The 20,940-nt window shown below is 41.1% G+C and carries 20 protein-coding genes; 13 read left to right on the top strand and 7 right to left on the bottom strand.

What is annotated here, in order from left to right; translation table 11 throughout:
* Positions 1-2 precede the first annotated feature (2 nt).
* Complete coding sequence (gene pdxJ, locus PTUN_RS13610; RefSeq protein WP_009837505.1) at positions 3-734, top strand: pyridoxine 5'-phosphate synthase; 732 nt, start codon at positions 3-5, stop codon at positions 732-734.
* Between the two features lie 184 nt (positions 735-918).
* Positions 919-1,359 carry a tellurite resistance TerB family protein gene (locus PTUN_RS13605; protein WP_009837504.1) on the top strand — a complete coding sequence of 147 codons (441 nt, stop codon included), beginning with the start codon at positions 919-921 and terminating at the stop codon, positions 1,357-1,359.
* Positions 1,360-1,372: 13 nt separating this feature from the next.
* On the opposite strand, the gene PTUN_RS13600 is transcribed toward PTUN_RS13605, so the two are convergent.
* The 5 genes from PTUN_RS13600 to PTUN_RS13580 all read right to left on the bottom strand — a co-directional run bounded on the left by PTUN_RS13600 (position 1,373) and on the right by PTUN_RS13580 (position 5,113).
* Positions 1,373-1,588 (bottom strand): hypothetical protein, encoded by a 216-nt coding sequence (locus tag PTUN_RS13600; RefSeq protein WP_009837503.1) that lies wholly within the window; start codon positions 1,586-1,588, stop codon positions 1,373-1,375.
* Positions 1,589-1,940: 352 nt separating this feature from the next.
* Positions 1,941-2,831, bottom strand: coding sequence for a dienelactone hydrolase family protein (locus PTUN_RS13595; RefSeq protein WP_009837502.1), 891 nt, complete (start codon positions 2,829-2,831; stop codon positions 1,941-1,943).
* 140 nt (positions 2,832-2,971) lie between these two features.
* The gene (locus tag PTUN_RS13590; protein ID WP_009837501.1) at positions 2,972-3,700 is read right to left on the bottom strand and encodes a substrate-binding periplasmic protein; all 729 of its coding nucleotides are present in this window, start codon (positions 3,698-3,700) and stop codon (positions 2,972-2,974) included.
* A 177-nt stretch (positions 3,701-3,877) separates the two neighbouring features.
* Complete coding sequence (locus PTUN_RS13585) at positions 3,878-4,042, bottom strand: DUF2256 domain-containing protein (RefSeq protein WP_009837500.1); 165 nt, start codon at positions 4,040-4,042, stop codon at positions 3,878-3,880.
* A 123-nt stretch (positions 4,043-4,165) separates the two neighbouring features.
* Positions 4,166-5,113 carry a sodium-dependent bicarbonate transport family permease gene (locus PTUN_RS13580; RefSeq protein ID WP_009837499.1) on the bottom strand — a complete coding sequence of 316 codons (948 nt, stop codon included), beginning with the start codon at positions 5,111-5,113 and terminating at the stop codon, positions 4,166-4,168.
* A 108-nt stretch (positions 5,114-5,221) separates the two neighbouring features.
* On the opposite strand from PTUN_RS13580, the gene PTUN_RS13575 reads away from it, so the two are divergent.
* Both PTUN_RS13575 and PTUN_RS13570 read left to right on the top strand, forming a co-directional pair.
* Positions 5,222-6,181 (top strand): LysR family transcriptional regulator, encoded by a 960-nt coding sequence (locus tag PTUN_RS13575; RefSeq protein ID WP_009837498.1) that lies wholly within the window; start codon positions 5,222-5,224, stop codon positions 6,179-6,181.
* A 122-nt stretch (positions 6,182-6,303) separates the two neighbouring features.
* A complete protein-coding gene (locus PTUN_RS13570) occupies positions 6,304-7,554 on the top strand; it encodes a DEAD/DEAH box helicase (protein ID WP_009837497.1) in 1,251 nt (416 codons plus the stop codon).
* Between the two features lie 101 nt (positions 7,555-7,655).
* On the opposite strand, the gene PTUN_RS13565 is transcribed toward PTUN_RS13570, so the two are convergent.
* A complete protein-coding gene (locus PTUN_RS13565) occupies positions 7,656-8,168 on the bottom strand; it encodes a DUF1993 domain-containing protein (RefSeq protein WP_040643663.1) in 513 nt (170 codons plus the stop codon).
* 176 nt (positions 8,169-8,344) lie between these two features.
* Between PTUN_RS13565 and PTUN_RS13560 the strand changes: the two genes are divergently transcribed.
* The 3 genes from PTUN_RS13560 (at position 8,345) to PTUN_RS13550 (ending at position 12,750) form a co-directional block, all read left to right on the top strand.
* Positions 8,345-8,959, top strand: coding sequence for a lysophospholipid acyltransferase family protein (locus tag PTUN_RS13560; protein ID WP_040643662.1), 615 nt, complete (start codon positions 8,345-8,347; stop codon positions 8,957-8,959).
* A 116-nt stretch (positions 8,960-9,075) separates the two neighbouring features.
* Positions 9,076-10,974: a bifunctional glutathionylspermidine amidase/synthase gene (gss, locus tag PTUN_RS13555; RefSeq protein WP_040643661.1), complete on the top strand. Its 1,899-nt coding sequence runs from the start codon at positions 9,076-9,078 to the stop codon at positions 10,972-10,974.
* 144 nt (positions 10,975-11,118) lie between these two features.
* Positions 11,119-12,750 (top strand): methyl-accepting chemotaxis protein, encoded by a 1,632-nt coding sequence (locus PTUN_RS13550; RefSeq protein WP_009837492.1) that lies wholly within the window; start codon positions 11,119-11,121, stop codon positions 12,748-12,750.
* A gap of 47 nt (positions 12,751-12,797) precedes the next feature.
* On the opposite strand, the gene PTUN_RS13545 is transcribed toward PTUN_RS13550, so the two are convergent.
* Entirely contained in the window at positions 12,798-13,214 is a 417-nt protein-coding gene (locus tag PTUN_RS13545; protein WP_009837491.1) for a GFA family protein, read from the bottom strand.
* 282 nt (positions 13,215-13,496) lie between these two features.
* On the opposite strand from PTUN_RS13545, the gene PTUN_RS13540 reads away from it, so the two are divergent.
* The 6 genes from PTUN_RS13540 to PTUN_RS13515 all read left to right on the top strand — a co-directional run bounded on the left by PTUN_RS13540 (position 13,497) and on the right by PTUN_RS13515 (position 20,931).
* A complete protein-coding gene (locus tag PTUN_RS13540) occupies positions 13,497-15,236 on the top strand; it encodes a response regulator (RefSeq protein ID WP_009837490.1) in 1,740 nt (579 codons plus the stop codon).
* A 122-nt stretch (positions 15,237-15,358) separates the two neighbouring features.
* Positions 15,359-15,721, top strand: a complete 363-nt coding sequence (locus PTUN_RS13535; RefSeq protein ID WP_009837489.1) for a hypothetical protein — start codon at positions 15,359-15,361, stop codon at positions 15,719-15,721.
* A gap of 63 nt (positions 15,722-15,784) precedes the next feature.
* Complete coding sequence (locus tag PTUN_RS13530) at positions 15,785-15,985, top strand: hypothetical protein (RefSeq protein WP_040643659.1); 201 nt, start codon at positions 15,785-15,787, stop codon at positions 15,983-15,985.
* Positions 15,982-17,016, top strand: a complete 1,035-nt coding sequence (locus tag PTUN_RS13525) for an efflux RND transporter periplasmic adaptor subunit (RefSeq protein ID WP_009837487.1) — start codon at positions 15,982-15,984, stop codon at positions 17,014-17,016. The genes PTUN_RS13530 and PTUN_RS13525 overlap by 4 nt, the downstream gene beginning before the upstream one ends.
* Before the next feature lie 9 nt (positions 17,017-17,025).
* Positions 17,026-20,148, top strand: a complete 3,123-nt coding sequence (locus tag PTUN_RS13520; RefSeq protein ID WP_009837486.1) for an efflux RND transporter permease subunit — start codon at positions 17,026-17,028, stop codon at positions 20,146-20,148.
* Positions 20,149-20,277: 129 nt separating this feature from the next.
* On the top strand, positions 20,278-20,931 hold the full coding sequence (locus tag PTUN_RS13515) for an RluA family pseudouridine synthase (protein ID WP_009837485.1): 654 nt from the start codon (positions 20,278-20,280) through the stop codon (positions 20,929-20,931).
* Positions 20,932-20,940 lie beyond the last annotated feature (9 nt).

Raw genomic sequence — 20,940 nt, 5'->3', positions numbered from 1 at the left:
TAATGAAAGATATTTTATTAGGTGTGAATGTTGACCATGTTGCTACGTTGCGCCAAGCACGTGGCACGACTTTTCCTGATCCAGCTCATGCAGCAGCCGTAGCAGAGCATGCCGGTGCTGATGGGATCACCATTCATTTACGTGAAGATCGCCGACATATCCAAGACAGAGATGTGCATGTGATGAGTAAAACCATTCAAACGCGCATGAACTTTGAAATAGCCGTTACTGAAGAGATGTTGCAATTAGCGCTTGAAATCAAGCCTGCGTTTGTTTGTTTAGTGCCAGAAAAACGCGAAGAACTAACAACTGAAGGCGGTTTAGATGTCGCGGGCAATCAATTGAAAATTGCCGAGGCTGTTGCACGTTTAACCGCTGCGGGCATTAAAGTATCCTTGTTTGTTGATGCCGATCCGATTCAACTCAAAGCCTGTGCTGCGGTTCATGCTCCGTATATTGAAATTCATACCGGTGCTTATGCTGATGCAGAAACTGAAGAGGCACAACTCGAAGAACTGGAACGCATTAAAGCGGGTGTAAAAACAGCGGTTGATTTAGGTTTAATTGTTAACGCTGGTCATGGCTTGAATTATCATAATGTAAAACCAATTGCTGCGATTGAAGATATTTATGAGCTTAATATTGGTCACGCCATTGTTGCTCGTGCCGTTATTGATGGGTTTGAAAAAGCCGTACGAGATATGAAACGTTTGATGCTCGAAGCTAGAATGTAATTGCAGTCTAATTTCTTAAAACAAGCCCGAAAGGGCTTTTTTTGTGGCTAAAATGGGTTGATAGCCGCCAAGCAGAGCTAAATAAGAGCCTTGGTGCGTTCTATTAAATCTGCTGTTTTACAGCTAAGGTGATGTGTAATAAGGTTAGCTCAGATTTAATCAGCCAATTTAAAGGAAAATAAACGTGTTAGCTCATATCAAAAAACTATTACAAGGCTTGGCATTGCAGCCAGAGCCAACAGTCAGTATCGATTTTAATACCGCATTAGCGGCTTTATTAGTTGAAGTGATGCGAGCGGATGGCAAAGCTCACAGCAGTGAGTTAAATAAAATATCGGCGATATTGTTAACCCATTGCCAATTAAGCCAAGAGCAAGTAACAGGCTTGATTGCAAAAGCAGAGCCATTGGTTGAAGAGGCGATTGATTTATTTGCATTTGTTAAGCAAATTAACAACCAAACGAATGATGTTGAGCGTATCGAGATTGTCGAGTTATTGTGGCATGTCGCTTTTGCTGATGGTGAGCTTGATAGCCATGAAGATCATATTATTCGAAGAATTGCAGGGCTACTATATGTAAGCCATGCCGATTTTATTGCCGCAAAACTTGCCGCAGCGCAGTAATATCACAACGCGATTAGCATTCCTCACCATTGTAAAATGCAGCAAGCTTATCAAGCTCGGCGCAGGTTGAGTCAAATCCTTCAGTTTTGGCTTGGTAAGTGATTTTTACCGATGCCTCGTGATTAAATAATCGAGCAGATACCTTTGCAATTGGCCAATGTTTTAATTCATTCAAAAAACGGTTTGCTACTTGTGCGCTAGGGAATTGATAGTGAATTTCTAATTTCATAACAATATAAATATTTACCAATACAAAGTGGGGCGAAGGGTAACAAAAATTGAAATATAACCTCAAGCGTTGTTCTTCCTTTCTATTAAATAACCTCAGCTCTAGATGAAATGTTTACCAACACATTGAATTAAAAGTAAATGTCTTAGCTTTTTATCTTTAGTTAGGGGGGAGGGATAACAAGGCGGATTAGCGCGTGTATTACAAGCTAATCTAACGCTGTTAACGTTCGTTGAAAATAACTGTAGAGCGTGACTGCTTATCCAGTATTGAGGTTAATTATCATTGATGTGCCTTTAAGTTGTTTTGTTTTAGCGTTAAGCTAACTCGAGCGTGAGCCTAACGCCATTATTTAAACTAAGTGCAGTTTGAAAAAGTCGAGTGTGCGCTGCCATGCAAGTTCGGCTTGGGCTTTATCATAACGAGAGGTGGAGTCGTTATGAAAACCATGATTAGCGGCTTGGTACATATGCATGGTGTATTTAATACCTAGACTATCGAGGTCTGCTTGGTATTCGGGCCAAGTTTGATTTACGCGAGTATCTAATTGAGCTAAGTGAATCAGTAAAGGCGCTTTGATATTTTTGCGTAATTCTTTTGCCGCTGGCGTGCCATAAAATGGGACTGCGGCATCAATTAACTCATTGGCTGATGCGGCTAAGTAATTGGCCATGTAGCCCCCAAAACAAAATCCTACTACGCCCAACTTACCTGAACTTAGCGGGTGCGTTTTTAAAAACTGGCTGGCAGCGATAAAATCGAATTGAATTTTTTCGCGAGCCAAGCTGCTTTGCATTGCTCGACCGTCATCATCATTGCCAGGATATCCTCCAAGCGGGAAGAGTGCATCTGGTGCAAAGGCTAAAAATCCCGCTTTTGCTAAGCGTCTTGCAACGTCTTTAATGTAAGGATTTAGCCCTCTATTTTCATGCACCACCAATACACTTGGTAGCTTTGCTGTGGTATTGGTCGGCACGGCTAAATAACCACGACCTTTGCCATGACCTAGCGGCGAGTCAAATTCAGCGTAACTGGCTTTAATATCAGGATCATTAAATGAGACTTGTTCGGCCAAAACATAATTTGGAAGCAAAGCGCTGGTTAATACCGCCATGGAAAAGCCTAACGCGGTTAATGTACCAAGCTTTTTCATAAAAGTACGTCTGTCCATGGCGCCATGGGCATAATCATCATACCAATCAAATGCTTCTTGTGGGATTTGTTGAAACTGAGGTGTTGTCATAAAAAGGCCTAAAAATTGTTATTAATAAAAGAGTTGTTTAAACCAGCTAGGTTAGCGATACGACGATTGTTTAAATAACGATCGCTTTGTGTTTTTCAACCTTAGTATTATTTTGTTAAATAACCTAATGGCCATATGCTCTAGTTATTAATTTGGCTCAACTGATCAAAACGGCCATCTAGTTTCATTTGTTTTAGAACCGCTGCAAGTTGGAAAGCTAACTGTGGATGCAAAGTTTTATTGATGTAAGTATGCAGTTCAATATCGATCAAGGCTGGGCTGTGTACGATTAAATCGGAATACTCAGAGGGGGTTCTATTTAAAAAACGCTCAGCGGTAGCGCGACTGGTTATGGTAATATCGGCGCGTCCAGCATGGATAAGTTCTAGGGCTTGATGAAAGTCATTGACTAAAATGACAGCTTTAAATTTAGCTTGGTTTTTGTTTAAAAACTCCGTACCGCGCTCATAGGCTAAAGTATAATTTTTCATACTAGGCCAGCCTGCAACCTTTAGGTTTTTAGGGCCAATCACCGACTGATCGGTATGTGCTATCGCTTCGCTTACTTGCTCTAAGTTAGGGTGAATCGTTAAATCTAAATTTTTAATTCGAAATAACTCACCATCAACTTTACCTATGTTTGCCCAACTTAAGCTGCGTTTATTTGGCAGCGTGATTATGTTTAATTGAAAACCCAATTCTTGCAAAGCGACGGTTAATATTTGATTTGCCTGTTGGTAAAGCGGAGTTTCTGGGTCATTAGTGGTTGCCAGAGTAAAAGGGGTGAGAGTTGTTTGCGCGCAGTTAACCTTGGCTGTTAGCACAGTTAAAAATAAACAACAGACAAAATATAAGGTATTTCGTAGCATCTGGCTCGCTTACATTATCAAGTTATTGCTATTGTGAGGTCGATTTTATAATTATATCAATTGGTTATTTTAGCGTGAGTTGCGCTCATGTATGAACCATTGATAAAAGCTCTTTTTCAAATCTACAGTTTAGTTTATACCTTATGGCGAGAAGTTACAGTAATGCTGTGGGTATCATTATTTTGGGGTTTCAAATTTATTCAGATTTTTTGCATTACTTTGGCAGCGTTTTGAGCAGTATTTAACATTTGGCCAGTCTCGTTGCCATTTTTTGCGCCAATTAAACGGACGAAGGCAAATTGGGCATAGTTTTGATTCAAGGTGCTGTTTGTGATGTGTCATGGTTGAGCTAAATGCGAAGTGAGTATGCTTTTTTGATACGAACTGCAGTGTAATTAGGATTACCAAAGCCGATACAAATTGTGAGTTGTATCGGCTTCGGTTTAAGTTCAAACCCTTAACCTGTTAGGTCAAAATAGGAATTAAGTAGTGATACAAGCTGATTCCAATAGTGACGTTAAAGGGAAATGTAAGCCCTAAAGAGCTGAGCATAGCAAGTCCAATATCTGCATCCGGGATTGCAGCTTTTATGGCCGCAGGTGCTGCGATATAAGAAGCACTGGCACTTAAGCTTGCTAAGATAACAATTGAACCTTCGCTTAATCCTAAGAAGGCACCAACAAATATCCCTACAATGCCTAAACCTATCGGTACTGTTAAGGCAAAGATCATCAAACGCCAGTGTGCCGCAGGGAAAGGGCGCAGAGTTTGAGCTGCAGTCAGACCCATTTCGAGTAAAAATAATGCTAATATTGCTTTGAAGCCTCCCATGAGGACGTCAGTTACCGGCGCGCCGAGCTGTGTGCCATAAATAATACCAATAATGACCCCTCCAACTAGCAAGATAACTCCTTTATTGGTCAGGGCTTCATGCCACAATGCCCCGACAGTCACAGGTTTTGCATTAGGTAGTTGAGAGCTAAAGCGGCGGTAGAGTAATAAGCCAACAATAATGGCTGGCAGTTCCATCATCACTAAATAAAGTGTCACTTCAGCGCCAACTTCGAGCTGTTTGGCTTGAGTATAAGCAAGTGCCACCGCAAAAGTACCAGCACTCACTGAGCCGTAATGGGCGGCAATACTTGCACTGTCGGCCAAGCTAAGGCGGATGAATTTTCGCAGCAGTGGAAATAAAGTCAGAGGAATTAAGGCTCCGAGCAACATTACAGTGGCCATTTCCGGCAAAATGCCCCAGCTTAAATTACCGTGTAAGGCCATACCACCTTTTAAACCTATGATTAACATTAGTAATAAACTTAATGTATCGTAAGTTGCTTTAGGAATACTTAAATCGGAACGAACCAGCCCCGCAAATAAACCCAGTAGAAAAAACATCACAACAATATCTGGCATAACGCACTCCTTTAATTTAGTCACTGGCGCAGTGTAAGGTGAGATTGTTATTGACGGAAATAAAAAGTATAGCAACACTATATAGATAATTATCTATGGTATCTCTTTATGAATATCCGCCACTTAACATTTCGATTGCTCCAAGTATATCTGGAAGTCATTCAAACTGGGTCTATCAGTGAAAGTGCGAAACGCTTGCACTTGACCCAGCCAACTGTGTCTTTACAGTTAAAACGGTTGAAAGAAGCTATTGGTGAACCTTTATTTGTCTTAGAGCAAAATCAAGTGATCCCTACTGATGCTGGGCGAGAGTTATATCGTATTTGTTTGCAGACATTGGGGGATTTTTCTGAATTTAATCAATACTTAGGAGCGCTTCAAGATGGCCAAAGAGGGCACTTTAGTATTGCGATGGTCAATACTGCTCAGTACATCTTACCGCGTTTGCTTGGGCCTTATGCGCAAGCGTTTAGCAAAGTTGAAGTAACGGTTGAAATTGGCAACCGTGAACAAGTGCTCAGACGTTTTGAGCAAGGTCAAGATGATTTATATGTGTTTAGTCATCCGCCCTCACTTGAACATGCCTGTGCGGGGCGCTTTTTGCGTAACCCCTTAACCCTAATTGCACCTGCGAGTCATCCACTGGCCACTAAAAAAGAGTTAGCCTTAGCGGATGTGATGAAAGAGCGTTTTTTACTCAGAGAGCCTGGTTCTGCTACGCGAATGTTGTTTGAAAGTTGGTTACAAGGTAAAGGACTCACTTTGGCGTCGAGTATGCAAATGGCCAGTAATGAGGCGATTCGAGTCGGTGTCAGTTCAGGTATGGGGCTTGCTGTTTTGTCTCGTCATGTATTGCCAAAGCAAGATAGCAGTATTGTCACACTCGATGTGCCCGGGCTACCAATTGAAAGCCATTGGTATTTTATTGCGCGAAACGATAGGCATTTATCACAGGCAGCACTGGGTTTTTTACGCTTTGCAGAGCGTGAGTTAGATAATTGTTTAGGCAAAGAATGGGTAAGAAATGATATTGGTGCATTATTGAGCGCTTTAACCGCGCAAAGTTGACTCTGGTTGCTGTACTATTTATCAAAAAATGTGCAATTGAATCGCTGATTTGGCGAATAAAATTGGTATAAATGCGGCGCCTGAGGGATAATAAGCGATTATTTGCTAATTGATGTGCGCACATGACTATTTTTGCCGAACTTGGACTCAACAAAACCCTTCAAGCTAACGTTTTAAGCTTAGGTTACAAATCACCTACTTATATTCAGGAACATTCTATTGGTGCTGTGCTTTCGGGTACTGATACCTATGCGATTGCCCCTACAGGGACAGGTAAAACCGCTGCTTATTTACTGCCAACGCTTCAAGAATTAAGCCGAGTCGATAATAGTGCCGAGCAAGTGCGTCCAGTTAGAGCCTTATTCTTAGTGCCAACCCGTGAGCTTGCAGTTCAAGTTGAAGAGTCGATTGCAAAATATGGCAAAGGCTTAAACTTACGTACTATTAGCGTGTTCGGTGGCGTGCGTATTCCATCTCAAGTGAATCGTTTTAAACGTGGTGCAGACATTGTTGTTGCCACTCCGCGTCGTTTAGTTGATTTATTAAAAGTGAAGGCTTTTTCACTTGAGCAAGTAAAACATTTTGTTATGGATGAGGCCGACCGTTTAGTCAGCATGGGTATTGTTGCAGAGTTACGTACCATTCTTGCAGCTATGCCACAAGCAAAACAACAGATTCTATTTTCAGCAACGGATAGCAAAGCGCTACAAAAGTTTGCCGCAGATAATCTGGTTAATCCAAAAGAAGTGCGTACTGACGACAGCAAACCAGCACTTGATAAAATTATTCATACTATGTATCGCTGTCATCGCGACCACAAACCTGAGAACTTATTAAGCTTAATTAATTTGGTCAATTGCGATCACGCGTTAATTTTTGCTCGCACTAAAAAAGACGTGACGTTTTTAACGCATCTATTAAATAGCAAAGGTTACAGCAGTGTGGGTATTCATAATGAAATCCCACAAAAGCAGCGCCAAGTAAGTTTAAATAGTTTTAAAAATCGCGAAGTTCAGTTTTTAGTGGCAACAGATATCGTATCGCGTGGTATTGATATTACCGATTTATATTACGTAATTAACTTTGATTTACCAGTTAACTGTAATGACTATATTCACCGCGTTGGTCGTACAGCACGTACTGCAAGCAGCCAGTCGGTTGATAAAGAAATGCTAGCAGAAAAAGCGAACAAACAAGCCGCTTCGCGTGAAATCACTGCCAGTAAATATGATTTTACCTCAGCACCTGCCGAAGTGGCCAAAGACATTCAAGGGCATATTTTCTCATTGGTATGTACAGAGCAAGATGCAATTGTGCCGCGCATTAGCAAAGCCGTTGGCAAAGAGATTAAAGTTGAATGGATTAAGTGGTAAAACCACGGTTAATCGATTTAAAAAAGCCTTTAGTATGTAACTAAAGGCTTTTTTTATTTCAGATTTTTAGTCGTTTAAAATCGGTTTTAAAGAGACAGTAATCAGACTTTATAAGGCATTGCGCCTAAATAATCTTTTTTACCGACATCAACACCATTATGACGCAAAATCGCATAGGCTGTTGTGATGTGGAAATATAGGTTTGGCATAGCATGCTCAATGGCAAACTCAGCACCTGTAACGTATTTTCCTTCCCAGCGCGGTTGACTAATTTGGCGCTCGCTTGCACCTGCAAAATCACTTTCGCTGAAACTTGCTAAATAGTTTAATGTTTCTTCAATACGTGTTTTAAGTTCCGCTAAGGTTGTTTCGCTATCGTCATGCTTAGGTGCATCATCAACTTTACCAGTTAATCGTGCCGCAGCTAATTTTGCAGTATCACATGCAATTTGAATTTGGCGGATGAGGTTAAATTGATCAGGTGCTAGGCGGGCATTAAGCAGCACACTCATATCATATCGTTTTTGCACCGCAGCGAGTTCTGCTTTTTCTAATATTGCTGCTAAGTTATTGAGCATCTTGCTAAATTGCACCACTGTTATTTCGTAATACATTATCATTTCCTCTGAAGTTAAAAAGCTCCTCAGTATGGTGGAGCGGCTATTTAATAGCAATGTAGCTTTTTGTTTTTGGTTGTTTAAAAGTAATTTATTGTTTAATTTCAATTAATCCAACTACTTTTTTTTGTTTGGCTGGATATGTTATGGTGCCAAAAAAATGAGAATTCAACATGAGTACAATTCCTAAATCGATCCCTCGGACCAATAGTCTACTTGGAAGATTGATCGGTACTTTAATTTTAAAGCTAACAGGCTGGACTGTGGTGGGGGCGTTTCCTGATTGCAGTAAATTTGTTGCCGCTGTCGCGCCACATACGTCTAATTGGGATTTTGTTATTGCCATTGGTGTTAAATTAAAGCTAGGTATTAAAATTCAATTTTTAGGTAAACATTCTATTTTTGTAGGACCGCTTGGTTGGTTGCTAAGGCGTATGGGGGGGATCCCAGTAGAGCGCAGTGCAGCTCATGGAATGGTTGAGCAAATAAGTGCTCGATTTAGCCAGCAAGATGCGCTGATTTTAGGCATTGCGCCAGAAGGAACTCGAAAATATAGTCCAAAATGGAAAAGTGGTTTTTTACACATAGCCAAAGCGGCCCAAGTGCCTGTTGTGCCAATGATATTGGATTATCGCAGCAAACAGTTTGTGATTTTACCTGCGATTTTTATTCAAGGGGATATTGATACTGAGCTGCAAAATGTACAAGATTTATATGTCATTGAAATGGCGAAATACCCACAACAAGTATCGGGTGATATGCAATCAGTATCAGCAAAACCAGACTAATAATATTTAAATCAATCAATTAATTAAGGCCAAAATATATTTTAGCCACAGGCTAGCCAAAGTGAGTATGGGTGTTATTCTTTGGCTTAACTTGACTCATATTTTTGGATAGTCCTTTGGCACACTTAGACTCAGCTTCTACAGCATTTGGTACGTTATTAGGCTATGCCCCAGGTTGTGTTGCCGCTTATTCTAGCGATTATGAAACTGCCTCAAAGCTGCAATACCCCAAGCGTAGTGCGTTTCGTAGTCATTATGATGGCATTTACATGGGTTACAAATGGCAATGTGTCGAATTTGCAAGGCGTTATATGTACATCAATCATGGTTATATTTTTGATGATGTTGCGATGGCGTACGATATTTTTGATTTACGCACGGTCCGAGATGTCAAAGAAAACCAATTATTACCCTTCAATGCTTTTGTTAATGGTAATAAACGCCATCCTGAAGTGGGGTGTTTGTTAATTTGGAAAGAAGGGGGTGAGTTTGAAGAAACAGGGCATGTAGCAATTGTTACCGAAGTGACCGAGCAATTTGTGCGTATTGCGGAGCAAAATGTGGGTCATGCTCTGTGGTCTGAAGGTGCCAATTACGCACGTCAACTTAAAGCTAAAGTGACAAAGGAGGGGGAATATTGGATCACCTGCTCTTACGGGGACGCACAAATTCTAGGCTGGATGATCCAAACCGATGATAACGAATATGCCGAACCTCATAACGAAAAAAATACCGCTTTATTCCAGTTGCATAGTAACCATGCTAACGAGATAACCGATGCCAAAAAGTCATGGTTAAATATTGCCAATGAAGATGAAGCGGCCTTTGTTGATGCAATGGGTGGTCACTACCTCACTTCGGTTATTGGTGAGCAAACTCGTTATTTTATTGCCTCACAGTCGGCAGAAACAGCATTAGAATATGCGACTAATGAGCTGCATAACATGTTTATGCACGCCACCGATTATGTACTTGAACATCCTGAATTGCTTGAAAAGTTTAATTTGCCTAACTCGGTATTGCCTAAAATACGCCAGTCGTGGGATAACCGCCTTAATCAATTGATCACCAGTCGCTTTGATTTTGCGATGACTAAAAACGGCCTTAAAGTTTATGAATATAACTGTGATTCAGCTTCGTGTTATATGGAGTCTGGCAAGGTACAGGGCAAATGGGCTCGTCATTATGGTATTAACGAAGGTCATGATGCCGGCAAAGATTTATTCAAAGACGTAGCTCGCGCCTGGAAAAAAAGTCATGCCAAAGGGGTGGTACATATTTTACGCGATGATGAAGCTGAGGAAGCCTATCATGCGCTCTTTATGCAAGATGCTCTGAAAAACGCCGGTATCGACAGTAAAATAATTATCGGTTTAACGGGGTTGCAGTGGAGTGAGCAAGGTGCAGTGATTGATGCCGAAGGTGAGCAGGTGCAGTGGGTATGGAAAACATGGTCATGGGAAACGGCGCTCGATCAAATTCGCAGTGAATGCGATGAAGAGACGCTCAATACAGGTGTTTATGAACCTGATTGGCAGCGCAATCAACCTCTACGTTTATCTGACGTACTATTGCGTGAAAACATCATGGTCTTTGAACCTTTATGGTCATTAATTCCAAGTAACAAAGCGATTTTACCAGTATTGTGGTCGTTGTTTCCAAATCATCCACTATTACTTAATAGTGCGTTTGAACTTACGCCAGAGCTCCAAGCCACTGGTTATGTTAAAAAACCGATAGTCGGACGTTGTGGCGCCAATATAGAGCTTATTGACCACAACGATACCGTAGTGGAAGCGACCCAAGGGAGCTTTGCCAGTCAAGATATGATTTACCAGCAGTTATTTGCATTGCCCAATATTGACGGTTATTTCACGCAAGTCTGTACCTTTACCGCAGCAGGTAGTTATGCTGGCAGTGGGATACGGGCCGATAAATCGATGGTGATTAATAAAGACAGTGATTGTTTTGCTCTGCGTTTTTACAGTGATAAAACCTTTTTAACTGAGTTTTAATATTTTAGATTTAAAGCGTGATCTCACAAGGTCTTGAAATGAGCGTTTTAATTCATATTCCAGCGGTGTTATTTTTGCTTAATAAGTGTTGCTGGCTATAGTTTACTTCAAGGTAACCAACCTGTGTTTGCCGTGAGGAAAAATATGGATATCAATAAAATACGCATTAAATACACCGCAGCTTTTTGTAGTATTGCGATTTTCTTTGTTGTGCTGCTAACAATGAATTATTTATTAGTAGCAAAAACGCAAACAGGGCTGTCGCTGTTAGGTCAAACTTTTAATCCTGCAATTTCTGCAGTACTTAATGCCGATAGAGATTTATATCAAGCAAAAGAAGCTGAGCTCAAAGCGCTGCTTAAATATGGCAATGCTAACTCAGCTAAATACTATCAAGATTATCAAGAAAATGTTCAGCAAGCCTACGATCGGATGCACAGCTATAAAAACTTCATGGCGCAATATCCGCAAGCTCAACAAAAGATTGCCCAGTTTGAGGGCGCATTTTTACAATGGAAAACCGAATCGCAAAAAGTATTTGATGCTCTTAATAACCAAGATTTGGCTTTAGCAACCAGTCAGAGCATCGGGGCGTCTAGTAGCAGTTTTAAGCAGTTACGGAGTTTTTATAATGAAGCGGGTGAAACTGCAGATGAAATCAGTGCAACAACAAGCCTGCAAATCACAGCATCAGTTGATAAGGGATTAATCTGGGTAACGGTAATTAGTGCCTTAGTGGTACTTATGACCTTTTTAGCTGGGATTATTGCTCCAAAAACCATGGCTGATGCGCTTGAGGATTTATCTCATAAAATTAGAGGGTTAAATAATGGTGATGGGGATTTAACGAAACGGATTAACTCAAAACGAAAAGATGAAATTGGCGATTTAGCCCATGAATTTGATCAGTTAATTGAGGGGCTTGCCTCACTCATTCAATCCATCGTCGGGCAATCAAATCAAGTGGTGCAAGGTATTGGCGAAGTTACACTCGGAGCACAACAAATTCAAAAAACCAGCTGCGGGCAACTAAAATCGGTTGAGACAATTGTCTTTGCCGTCAATGAATTGAGTGATGCAATTGCTGGTGTGGCGCAAAATGCTCAGCAAACTTCAGACGAGCTCTCTCAAGTGAACCAGCTGACAAGTGAAGGAAGTGAGATTACCCGCACCGCAGTGACTGAAATTGCAGGTTTATCGCAAACAGTAAATCAGGCTGCATCCGTAATTTCAAAACTATCCGAAAACTCTAAAGACATTTCATCCGTACTTGATGTGATTCGGGGGATTGCTGAACAAACAAATCTTTTAGCGCTAAATGCCGCAATAGAAGCGGCTCGAGCTGGTGAGCAAGGCCGTGGTTTTGCGGTCGTCGCTGATGAGGTTAGAAGCCTTGCAAGTAAAACCCAGCAATCAACACAAAGTATTCAAACGATGATTGAAACGCTGCAGCAGGGAGTTGAAGAAGCGGTGAGTTCAATTGCTAAAGGCAATGAAGCGACTCAAACAAGTGTTGAGCTTTCGAAGCAAACCCTTAATGCATTAGATAAAATTAGTGCCGCGTCGCATCGACTTGCAACAACCGCTTCACAAACCGCTGAAGCCACAGATGAACAAAGTAAAGTGGCTGCCGATATTAGTCAGAATTTAAGCCTGCTTTGTGATCAAACTAACGAGAACTTGCAAGTTGCAGAACTCAACAGCAAACACGCTCAGTCAACAAGCCAATTGGCTAATACGTTAACAAGTTCGGTGGCGCGTTTTAAATTGAGTTAATTGAATCCCCCCAACAATGAGGAGTGAGTTGCAGCCTATAGTTTAGGTTATTTAGCCACTGAGCGTGATGGCTCGTGACCATCGTAGTGAGGTAATGTGCAATCTAGGCTGTCCCAGTTTGCTTTGGAACTGACAAAGTTATGTGAAATCGGTTTTTCAGTAATTGCAGAATCTAAAATGCCTAAACGTAAGCGAACTCGTGTTGGTTCGGCTGCATTATCGCTAAAAATGGGGGAAGCACATTGGCGGCAAAAATGGCGCTTTTTACCAGGGCGCAACTCAAAAGATTGCAGCATGTCTTGACCTTTGGTGATCACTAAATCATTGGTTTGCACAAAGCCATTTGTCGCAAAAGCAGAGCCAGTCGATTTTCGACATAAAGAGCAATGACAATGAATAATATCTGAAATTGTGCCTGTAATTGTTAATGTAATTGACCCGCATAAACAGCTTCCTTGGTACATCATCTCACCTTTTTAAGTTACAAAACGTTAAGCGTAATTGCTCTTTGTGCTGGTAAGTGTAAGGGATTTGTTATTGATTTTTAATCATTTTATAGCTCAGTGGTGAGAATTTTTATTTTTGAGTTTATTTGTTAGCGGTATTTAGTTGGCTTAAATGCGGTTTTTTTGGCTTTGCATTAGTTTCTGGCTGATCATTTTGTTGCGATACGAGAAATAAGTGTTTGTTTAATATTCACTTTTTATTTTTGGGCTAAACTTATTTGACGAAAGAATGGGATGTCTATGTTTAACATTATTTATGCTATTAGAATGAGGTATCGGTGGGCGCTGATTGCGATTGCTATACTCGTCAGTTGTTCTGGTGTATTGATACAATATTTATTATCAATTCAAAAAACCGATAGCAAAATCATTAATATTGCTGGTAAGCAACGAATGCTTTCGCAAAAAATTGCGCTCGAAGCAAATATCTTAATCAATAGCTTAAATAATCCAGCCAATCTGATTGATATCGCATCACAACAACAACGATTACGTGATTCTTTAACCACATTTGTTGAAAATCATCACTTTCTTACCGCTAAAAATAATGCGGGTCATTATCACTACTTAAACCCACAATTGATTAGTATATACTTTAAACCACCTGTTTTACTTGATGAAAAAGTGGCTCTTTTTAGTCAAGAAGTTGAAACGATTTTAGCACGCAGCAATACATCTCTTGCTCAAACAGACATGTTGGATCTAGTTCAACTTTCGCTTTTGCTGCAACAGTTAAATCAAGCTGTAGCGCTCTTTGAGCGTGCTGCGGTAGATAAAGTAAATTTAATTTCACGTATTGAAGTTGTATTTTGGTCTATCACGTTACTTTTGCTTTTAATTGAATTGAAATTTATTTTTCAACCTATGGAAAAGCTAGTGATTGAATCAATTGAAAAAGTTGAGCTCCAAAAAAGCCAGCTAAAGCAAAGTTATCAATTAAAAGAGCGTTTTATTGCCAGAGCGAGTCATGAATTCCGTACGCCATTACAAGTTGTTATGGCAGCTATCGATGAATCACTGGCTAAAGACTCTAATAATAGTGCTTTGCAGCAAGCAAAAAAAAGCACCTTAAAAATAATCTCTTTGGTTGATGATTTAACCAAGCTTCAAACCTTACAAAGAGGGCAATGGCAGCTAGACCCTAAAGTGAGTAATTTAAAGGCTACGCTCACTACAGCGATTGCGCCTTTTAAAGCCCAATGTGAAGAGTTGCACTTAGCATGGCATGAATCAATAGCCTCTGAGCTAGATGTGTCGGTTTATTGTGACCATCACGCTTTGGCTCAGATAGCCATCGAGCTTTTGACTAACGCGGTCAAATTTACCTCAACTGGCGCGATTACTTTCACTGCAAAGTGGCAAGTATCAAATGATAGTGTGCTCAGTGTACTGATTAGTGATACAGGTGATGGTTTTGTTGATGGTTTTCCTTATCTAATTGAGGCGGATCAAAAAAACTACAACACTCATTTCCAAGGAATGCAAACAGGACTCGAACGAGTGCAGTATATGTTAGCTGCAATGTCAGCAACCATAACTTTAGTAGCCAACAGCCTGCATGGCGCTCAATTGCAGCTTGCGGTGCCAATGACATTAGTGACGCGAGCAGTATTACCTATAGTTATTACGTCTTGTTTAATCGTTGAAGATAATCCACTTAATGCCTTGGTTTTATCGCAATCACTACAAAAGTTAGCGATTGAAAGCCAGATTGTAGCCAATGGTCAAGCAGCACTTGATGTGCTTAATCACACATCATTTGATGTTATTTTTATGGATTTAAATATGCCGATATTAGATGGGTTTGAAACTACAACTGAAATTCGAAATACGCTAAAGCTGTCGACCCCTATTATTGTTGTGACCGCCAATACTGCCCAAAGTGAGATTCATCGTGCATATCAATGTGGTGCAAATTATCATATTCATAAGCCTTTTGATTTAGCTAACCTTAAAGCCGCTATTTCTGCATTGAGTTAATACGTATTCAAAGTTCTTGATATTTTTCCTTAACAAAAGAGTAAATCAGTCATGACAGTGATTTTAGATTGAGTAATGCCTGCTTAGTATATTATGATGTTGGTTCTTAATTTGAGACACCTATGCCTAAATTTTTTATCAGACTTCTGTTATTAACCATAGTGATGCTGACACATGCTGCTTTTGCGTGTGAGAGTACGGTTATGCATTTGCCTGCTGAAAATCACTCTTTGTCGATGTTAGATGCTAATACAGGTCATGACATTGTTGCGCATGCTGAACATCATCAAGGCCATGCCCTAGACTATCCCCATGAGGATGAAAGTGACGATGAACATCATTCTCCTCACGCTCATGTTACCTGTTACGTTACCAATCTTTATCATTTTGCGGCTTCACCAATTTTAGATACCGCCATTATCAGCAATGCTTTTTCATGGTTGCCTATTAGCTATAGCCCACCCGTACCACCGCCAAACGCTTAAATAAAATTCAATTTAAACAAAACCTTAAATTACTCTTTAAATTAATTTTATTGGAGCATAGTTATGACTATGACATTTTCATTTGCCGGCCTAATGCTGCCTGCAGACATGTGTTTGGCCACCGTTTTTAGCCACAATTGGTCAGTTTTTACCTTACAGGCTAAGGCATTTTCATCTGATTTATTGGTAGTTTTAAACACCATCAGCAGTGATTTCTTATTCATGCCGTTTTCTATTTTTGACTCTTTGGGAGCTGGACTATGAAATCATTATGGATAAAAGCGCGCTTATTTTTTAACAGTATCATGTTGTTTTTAATGGTGTTGACGTTTGTTGTGGGCAATGCAGAGGGCAGTAACATTATTAACTTTGCCTCTAAAGACTCTCACCAGCATGAGACTTTTGACAATCAAGACTCTCACCAGCATGAGACTTTTGACAATCAAGACTCGCAGCACACAGATGAGTCTTTGGATGATCATGATGAACGGATTGTCATGAGCGATGAGATTGTACAAAAAGCGGGGATAGGCATAAAGCATGCAGCTCCAGAAACCATTAAGCACACCTTGCAACTTTTTGGTGAAATTACCGCTATTCCCGAACAGCAATTTTTAGTGAGTGCACCTTATAGTGGTTTAGTTGAATCTCTTAAAGTGAAAGTTGGAGACTTGGTGGTTAAAGGCCAAGTGCTGGCAACTATTCATAATACTGCCAGTTTAAATAGTTACGATGTTGTTGCACCTGCAAGCGGTGAAATTAGCCACAAATATGTGCGCTTAGGAGAGCGCATCACCGAACAACCCTTGTTCGAAATTACCGATTTATCGACCGTTAGGCTACAAATGTCTGCTTTTAGTGCTGATTTAGAGCAATTAGCCTTAGGTCAAACGGTGCAAGTGCGCGATTTACACGACCACAATGCCACACTTACACAAATCAGCTATCTCTCAGCTCGGATGAATACGCAGCATATCGCGCAAGCTCAAGCGGTATTACCCAATAACATGGGTTTTTGGCGCCCAGGTGCCCATGTTAAAGCCGATGTCACGGTATCAAATCGTCAAGTAAAGGTTGTAGTCGCCAAAACAGCATTACAGCAATTTGAAAATCAATTAGTGGTCTTTGTGCGCCAAGATAATGCCTTTATTGTCAAGCCTGTGCAATTAGGTCAGGCCGATGATACCTATGTTGAGATTATCTCGGGTCTTGTGGCGGGGGAGCGTTATGCCAGTGACAATAGTTTTGTTTTAAAAGCAGACCTGATGAAGGCCAGCGCTAATCATGCACACTAGGAGAAAACCATGATAGATACGCTCTTAAAAGCCTCTTTAGCAAAGCCGTGGCGAGTTATGTTTTTGACCTTGCTGCTTGGTCTGTTTGCACTTTGGCAAGCGACAAAATTACCCGTAGATGCAGTGCCCGATATTACGAATGTGCAAGTGCAAATTAATACGGTGAGTGATGGTTTCTCGCCACTTGAAACCGAACAACGTATCACTTATGCCATTGAAACGGCTATGGCTGGTTTACCACAATTGGCTTATACCCGTTCTTTATCGCGCTTTGGTTTATCGCAAGTGACGGTGATTTTTAAAGAAGGAACCGATATTTATTGGGCGCGGCAATTAGTCTCTGAGCGTTTACAGCTGGCACGAGCCGAGCTTCCTGTGGGCATTGAGCCACAAATGGGCCCGATAGTGTCAGGCTTGGGTGAAATATTTTCGTATTCAGTCACCGCATTGCCAAATGCACAAAAACCCGATGGCAGCTTCTATAACGCTGAAGATTTAAGAACCTTACAAGATTGGGTGATCAAACCGCAATTGTTAAAAGTGGTAGGTGTCACTGAAATCAATACCATAGGTGGTTTTGTGCGTGAATATCAGGTTATCCCCGATCCGTTTAAATTATTGGCGATGAAATTGACCTTTGAGCAGTTGGCAAAGGTGCTTGAGCGTAACAATAACAATGTTGGTGCTGGGTTTATTGAGCAAAATGGTGAGCAATGGTTAATCCGTTCAGTTGGCCAATTGGGTGATATTCAAGACATCGAAAACCTAGTGATCGCATCAAAAGACAGTGCACTCATTCGTATTAAAGATGTGGCCGATGTCATTATTGCTAAGCAGTTACGCACCGGTGCCGCGACACAAAATGGTCAAGAGGTGGTACTTGGTACAGTCATGATGTTGTTAGGTGAGAACAGTCGTACGGTCGCAATTGATGTTGCTAAGCAATTAACCGCGATTAACAGTCGATTGCCAACCGGAGTGCTGGCGCAGGTTAATTACAATCGTACCACCTTGGTGGATAAAACGATTGCCACGGTTCGCACCAATTTGTTTGAAGGTGCGTTGCTGGTGGTGATTGTTCTGTTGTTGTTTTTAGGCAATATACGCGCAGCAATAATCACGGCATTAGTGATCCCGCTCAGTATGCTGTTTGCCCTTACAGGCATGGCAGCAAATAATATGAGTGGTAACTTAATGAGTTTAGGTGCAATTGATTTTGGCTTGATTGTGGATGGTTCGGTAATTGTGGTTGAAAACTGTTTGCGCCAACTGGGGATCGCTCAGCAGCAACGAGGTCGATTATTAGATTTAGGAGAGCGCCTTGCAATTGTGTTTGCTGCCACTAAAGCGGTAATGACACCTGCGCTATTTGGTGTGGGGATTATTATGCTGGTCTATGTGCCAATTTTTGCACTGGATGGTGTTGAAGGAAAAATGTTTCAACCAATGGCATTTACCGTTATTGCAGCACTTTTTGGTGCGCTTGTCCTTGCAATGACGTTTGTACCTGCAGCTATTGCTTTGTTTGTTAAGGGGCCTATCAGCGAGCATGAAAATAAACTGATGGTTTTGCTACGTAGCATGTACCGGCCTTTATTAAGTACGGCATTACGCTTACCTTTGGTGGTGATGATACTTGCTTTAGTAGTACTGATAAGTGCGTTTTGGCAAGCAAAACAAATGGGCTCTGAATTTTTACCTAAGCTTGATGAAGGTGATGTGGCAATGCATGCCATGCGAATTGTGGGCACCAGCTTGAGCCAATCTGTTGCAATGCAGCAATTGATTGAGCAAGAAATTATAACCCTTCCTCAAGTATTGCGGGTGTTTTCAAAAATTGGCACGCCTGAGGTTGCAACCGACCCCATGCCGCCAAATGTTGCTGATACCTTTATTATTTTAAAACCAAGAGCGCAATGGCCAGACCCTACTCTTACCCGCGAGCAGTTGGTGAACCAGATCCGTGAAAAAGTAACCCCTCTGCCGGGTAATAATTATGAGTTTACTCAGCCAATTGAAATGCGGTTTAACGAACTAATAGCGGGGGTGAGAAGTGATATTGCGGTACGAGTGTATGGTGATGACTTAGAAACATTACAGCAAGTTGGTAAGCAGCTGACAAAGGTATTAGAGAGTGTTGCTGGTACAAAAGATGTTGCGATGGAGCAGGCCGCTGGTTTACCTGTTATTTCAATCACGCCTAAAGCTGAGCATCTGGCGCTGGCTGGAATGGATGTGGCGACTATGCAGCAGGTTTTACAAAATGCCGTAGGTGGTCAACAGGTTGGCGTTATATTTGAGGGAGATAAGCGATTTAATTTAGTTGTAAGATTACCTGAAAATCAAAGAAGCAATATAGAAGCTCTGGGCCGTATTCCAATCGCACTGGCACAAGAAGGGCATGCAGAATTACAATTTTTGCCTTTGGCTGAGGTGGCGAGTTTGACTGAGCAAATTGGGCCTAATCAGATTAATAGGGAAAGTGGCAAACGCAATGTCGTGATCACGGCCAATGTCAGTGGACGAGATTTAGGATCTGTAATAAGTGACATTCAACAAAAAATGGCCGCAGTTTCGTTACCACCCGGTTATTGGCTTGATTATGGTGGCACGTTTAAGCAACTGCAATCGGCTACGGCGCGCTTAACTCTGGTCGTTCCACTGACGTTATTATTAATTTTGCTCATGCTTTACAGCGCATTAAATAATTGGCGTGATACTTTAGTGGTGTTTAGTGGTGTGCCTTTTGCGTTATGTGGTGGCGTGTTTGCATTGTTACTTCGTGATATGCCAATTTCTATTTCTGCAGCGGTTGGTTTTATCGCATTATGTGGTATTGCGGTACTCAATGGCATTGTGATGGTGAGCTTTATTCGTCAATTGCAATATCAGGGGCAATCCTTAGATGAAGCAATCATGTCGGGGGCGATGTCACGTTTGCGACCTGTGCTGATGACGGCTTTAGTTGCAAGCTTAGGGTTTATTCCGATGGCCTTTAATATTGGGACCGGCGCAGAAATTCAGCGCCCTTTAGCAACAGTCGTTATTGGCGGTATTGTGAGCTCAACCTTGCTGACGTTATTAGTCTTGCCTGCCATTTATCGTTTAGCAGAGCGTTTACGGATTAAATAACTAAATTAGCCCGTTACTACAAGAGCCTATTTTTAGGCTCTTTAATTGCTCTCAATTTCAGGTTAATTACGTCCTGTTACTGCCAAAAAACAGCAAGGTTTGTTAAAATGCGCCGTAATAGGAGCGTTTATGCAAATTTTTGAGTATCACCCACCCATAGAGCCTTGGCTTAATATTGTCCATGTAGATAAAGATATCATCGTGATTGATAAGCAATCGGGATTACTATCAAATCCTGGACGTGCTGCACATACTTTTGATTGCGCTTTAACACGGCTTCAACAAGCGTATCCCGAAACCTTATTAGTTCATCGGCTCGATTGTGCCACTTCAGGCATTATGGTGTTTGCTCGCTCTAAAAAAGCGGAATCTCATCTTAAAACTCAGTTTCAAGACCGACAAAATAAAAAGGTTTATATTGCTGAAGTTGCAGGACATTTAGCAGAGCCTAATGGCACTATTTTAGCTCTTTTAATGGCAGATAAAGAAAATCCCCCGTATCAAAAAGTAAGTCCGCTAGGTAAATCGGCAATTAGCCATTATAAGGTATTAGAGCAACGACCTGATAGCAGTTTAGTTGAGTTAACCCTTGAAACAGGCCGCACTCATCAGTTACGGGTGCATATGTTGCATTTGGGTCATCCAATTTTAGGGGATGATTTTTATGGCGATGAGGCGATTGTGAACGCTCGACCGCGATTATGTTTGCATGCAACTGAGCTTAGTATTATCCACCCGTACAGCGGTAAAACCCTGTCCTTTACTAGTCCACATCCATTTTAAGCATTGCAA

It is taken from the genome of Pseudoalteromonas tunicata, from assembly GCF_002310815.1.
GTDB lineage: Bacteria > Pseudomonadota > Gammaproteobacteria > Enterobacterales > Alteromonadaceae > Pseudoalteromonas > Pseudoalteromonas tunicata.
This window is presented reverse-complemented; position numbering and strand designations above follow the sequence as displayed.

Coding starts and splice junctions, on each gene's coding strand:
- PTUN_RS13595 (WP_009837502.1), bottom strand. CDS start 2,831: ATGACAACACCTCAGTTTCAACAAATCCCACAAGAAGCATTTGATTGG.
- PTUN_RS13565 (WP_040643663.1), bottom strand. CDS start 8,168: ATGTATTACGAAATAACAGTGGTGCAATTTAGCAAGATGCTCAATAAC.
- pdxJ (WP_009837505.1), top strand. CDS start 3: ATGAAAGATATTTTATTAGGTGTGAATGTTGACCATGTTGCTACGTTG.
- PTUN_RS13545 (WP_009837491.1), bottom strand. CDS start 13,214: ATGTACCAAGGAAGCTGTTTATGCGGGTCAATTACATTAACAATTACA.
- PTUN_RS13530 (WP_040643659.1), top strand. CDS start 15,785: ATGACTATGACATTTTCATTTGCCGGCCTAATGCTGCCTGCAGACATG.
- PTUN_RS13600 (WP_009837503.1), bottom strand. CDS start 1,588: ATGAAATTAGAAATTCACTATCAATTCCCTAGCGCACAAGTAGCAAAC.
- PTUN_RS13580 (WP_009837499.1), bottom strand. CDS start 5,113: ATGCCAGATATTGTTGTGATGTTTTTTCTACTGGGTTTATTTGCGGGG.
- PTUN_RS13540 (WP_009837490.1), top strand. CDS start 13,497: ATGTTTAACATTATTTATGCTATTAGAATGAGGTATCGGTGGGCGCTG.
- PTUN_RS13535 (WP_009837489.1), top strand. CDS start 15,359: ATGCCTAAATTTTTTATCAGACTTCTGTTATTAACCATAGTGATGCTG.
- PTUN_RS13520 (WP_009837486.1), top strand. CDS start 17,026: ATGATAGATACGCTCTTAAAAGCCTCTTTAGCAAAGCCGTGGCGAGTT.
- PTUN_RS13585 (WP_009837500.1), bottom strand. CDS start 4,042: ATGACACATCACAAACAGCACCTTGAATCAAAACTATGCCCAATTTGC.
- PTUN_RS13570 (WP_009837497.1), top strand. CDS start 6,304: ATGACTATTTTTGCCGAACTTGGACTCAACAAAACCCTTCAAGCTAAC.
- PTUN_RS13575 (WP_009837498.1), top strand. CDS start 5,222: ATGAATATCCGCCACTTAACATTTCGATTGCTCCAAGTATATCTGGAA.
- PTUN_RS13560 (WP_040643662.1), top strand. CDS start 8,345: ATGAGTACAATTCCTAAATCGATCCCTCGGACCAATAGTCTACTTGGA.
- PTUN_RS13525 (WP_009837487.1), top strand. CDS start 15,982: ATGAAATCATTATGGATAAAAGCGCGCTTATTTTTTAACAGTATCATG.
- PTUN_RS13550 (WP_009837492.1), top strand. CDS start 11,119: ATGGATATCAATAAAATACGCATTAAATACACCGCAGCTTTTTGTAGT.
- PTUN_RS13590 (WP_009837501.1), bottom strand. CDS start 3,700: ATGCTACGAAATACCTTATATTTTGTCTGTTGTTTATTTTTAACTGTG.
- PTUN_RS13515 (WP_009837485.1), top strand. CDS start 20,278: ATGCAAATTTTTGAGTATCACCCACCCATAGAGCCTTGGCTTAATATT.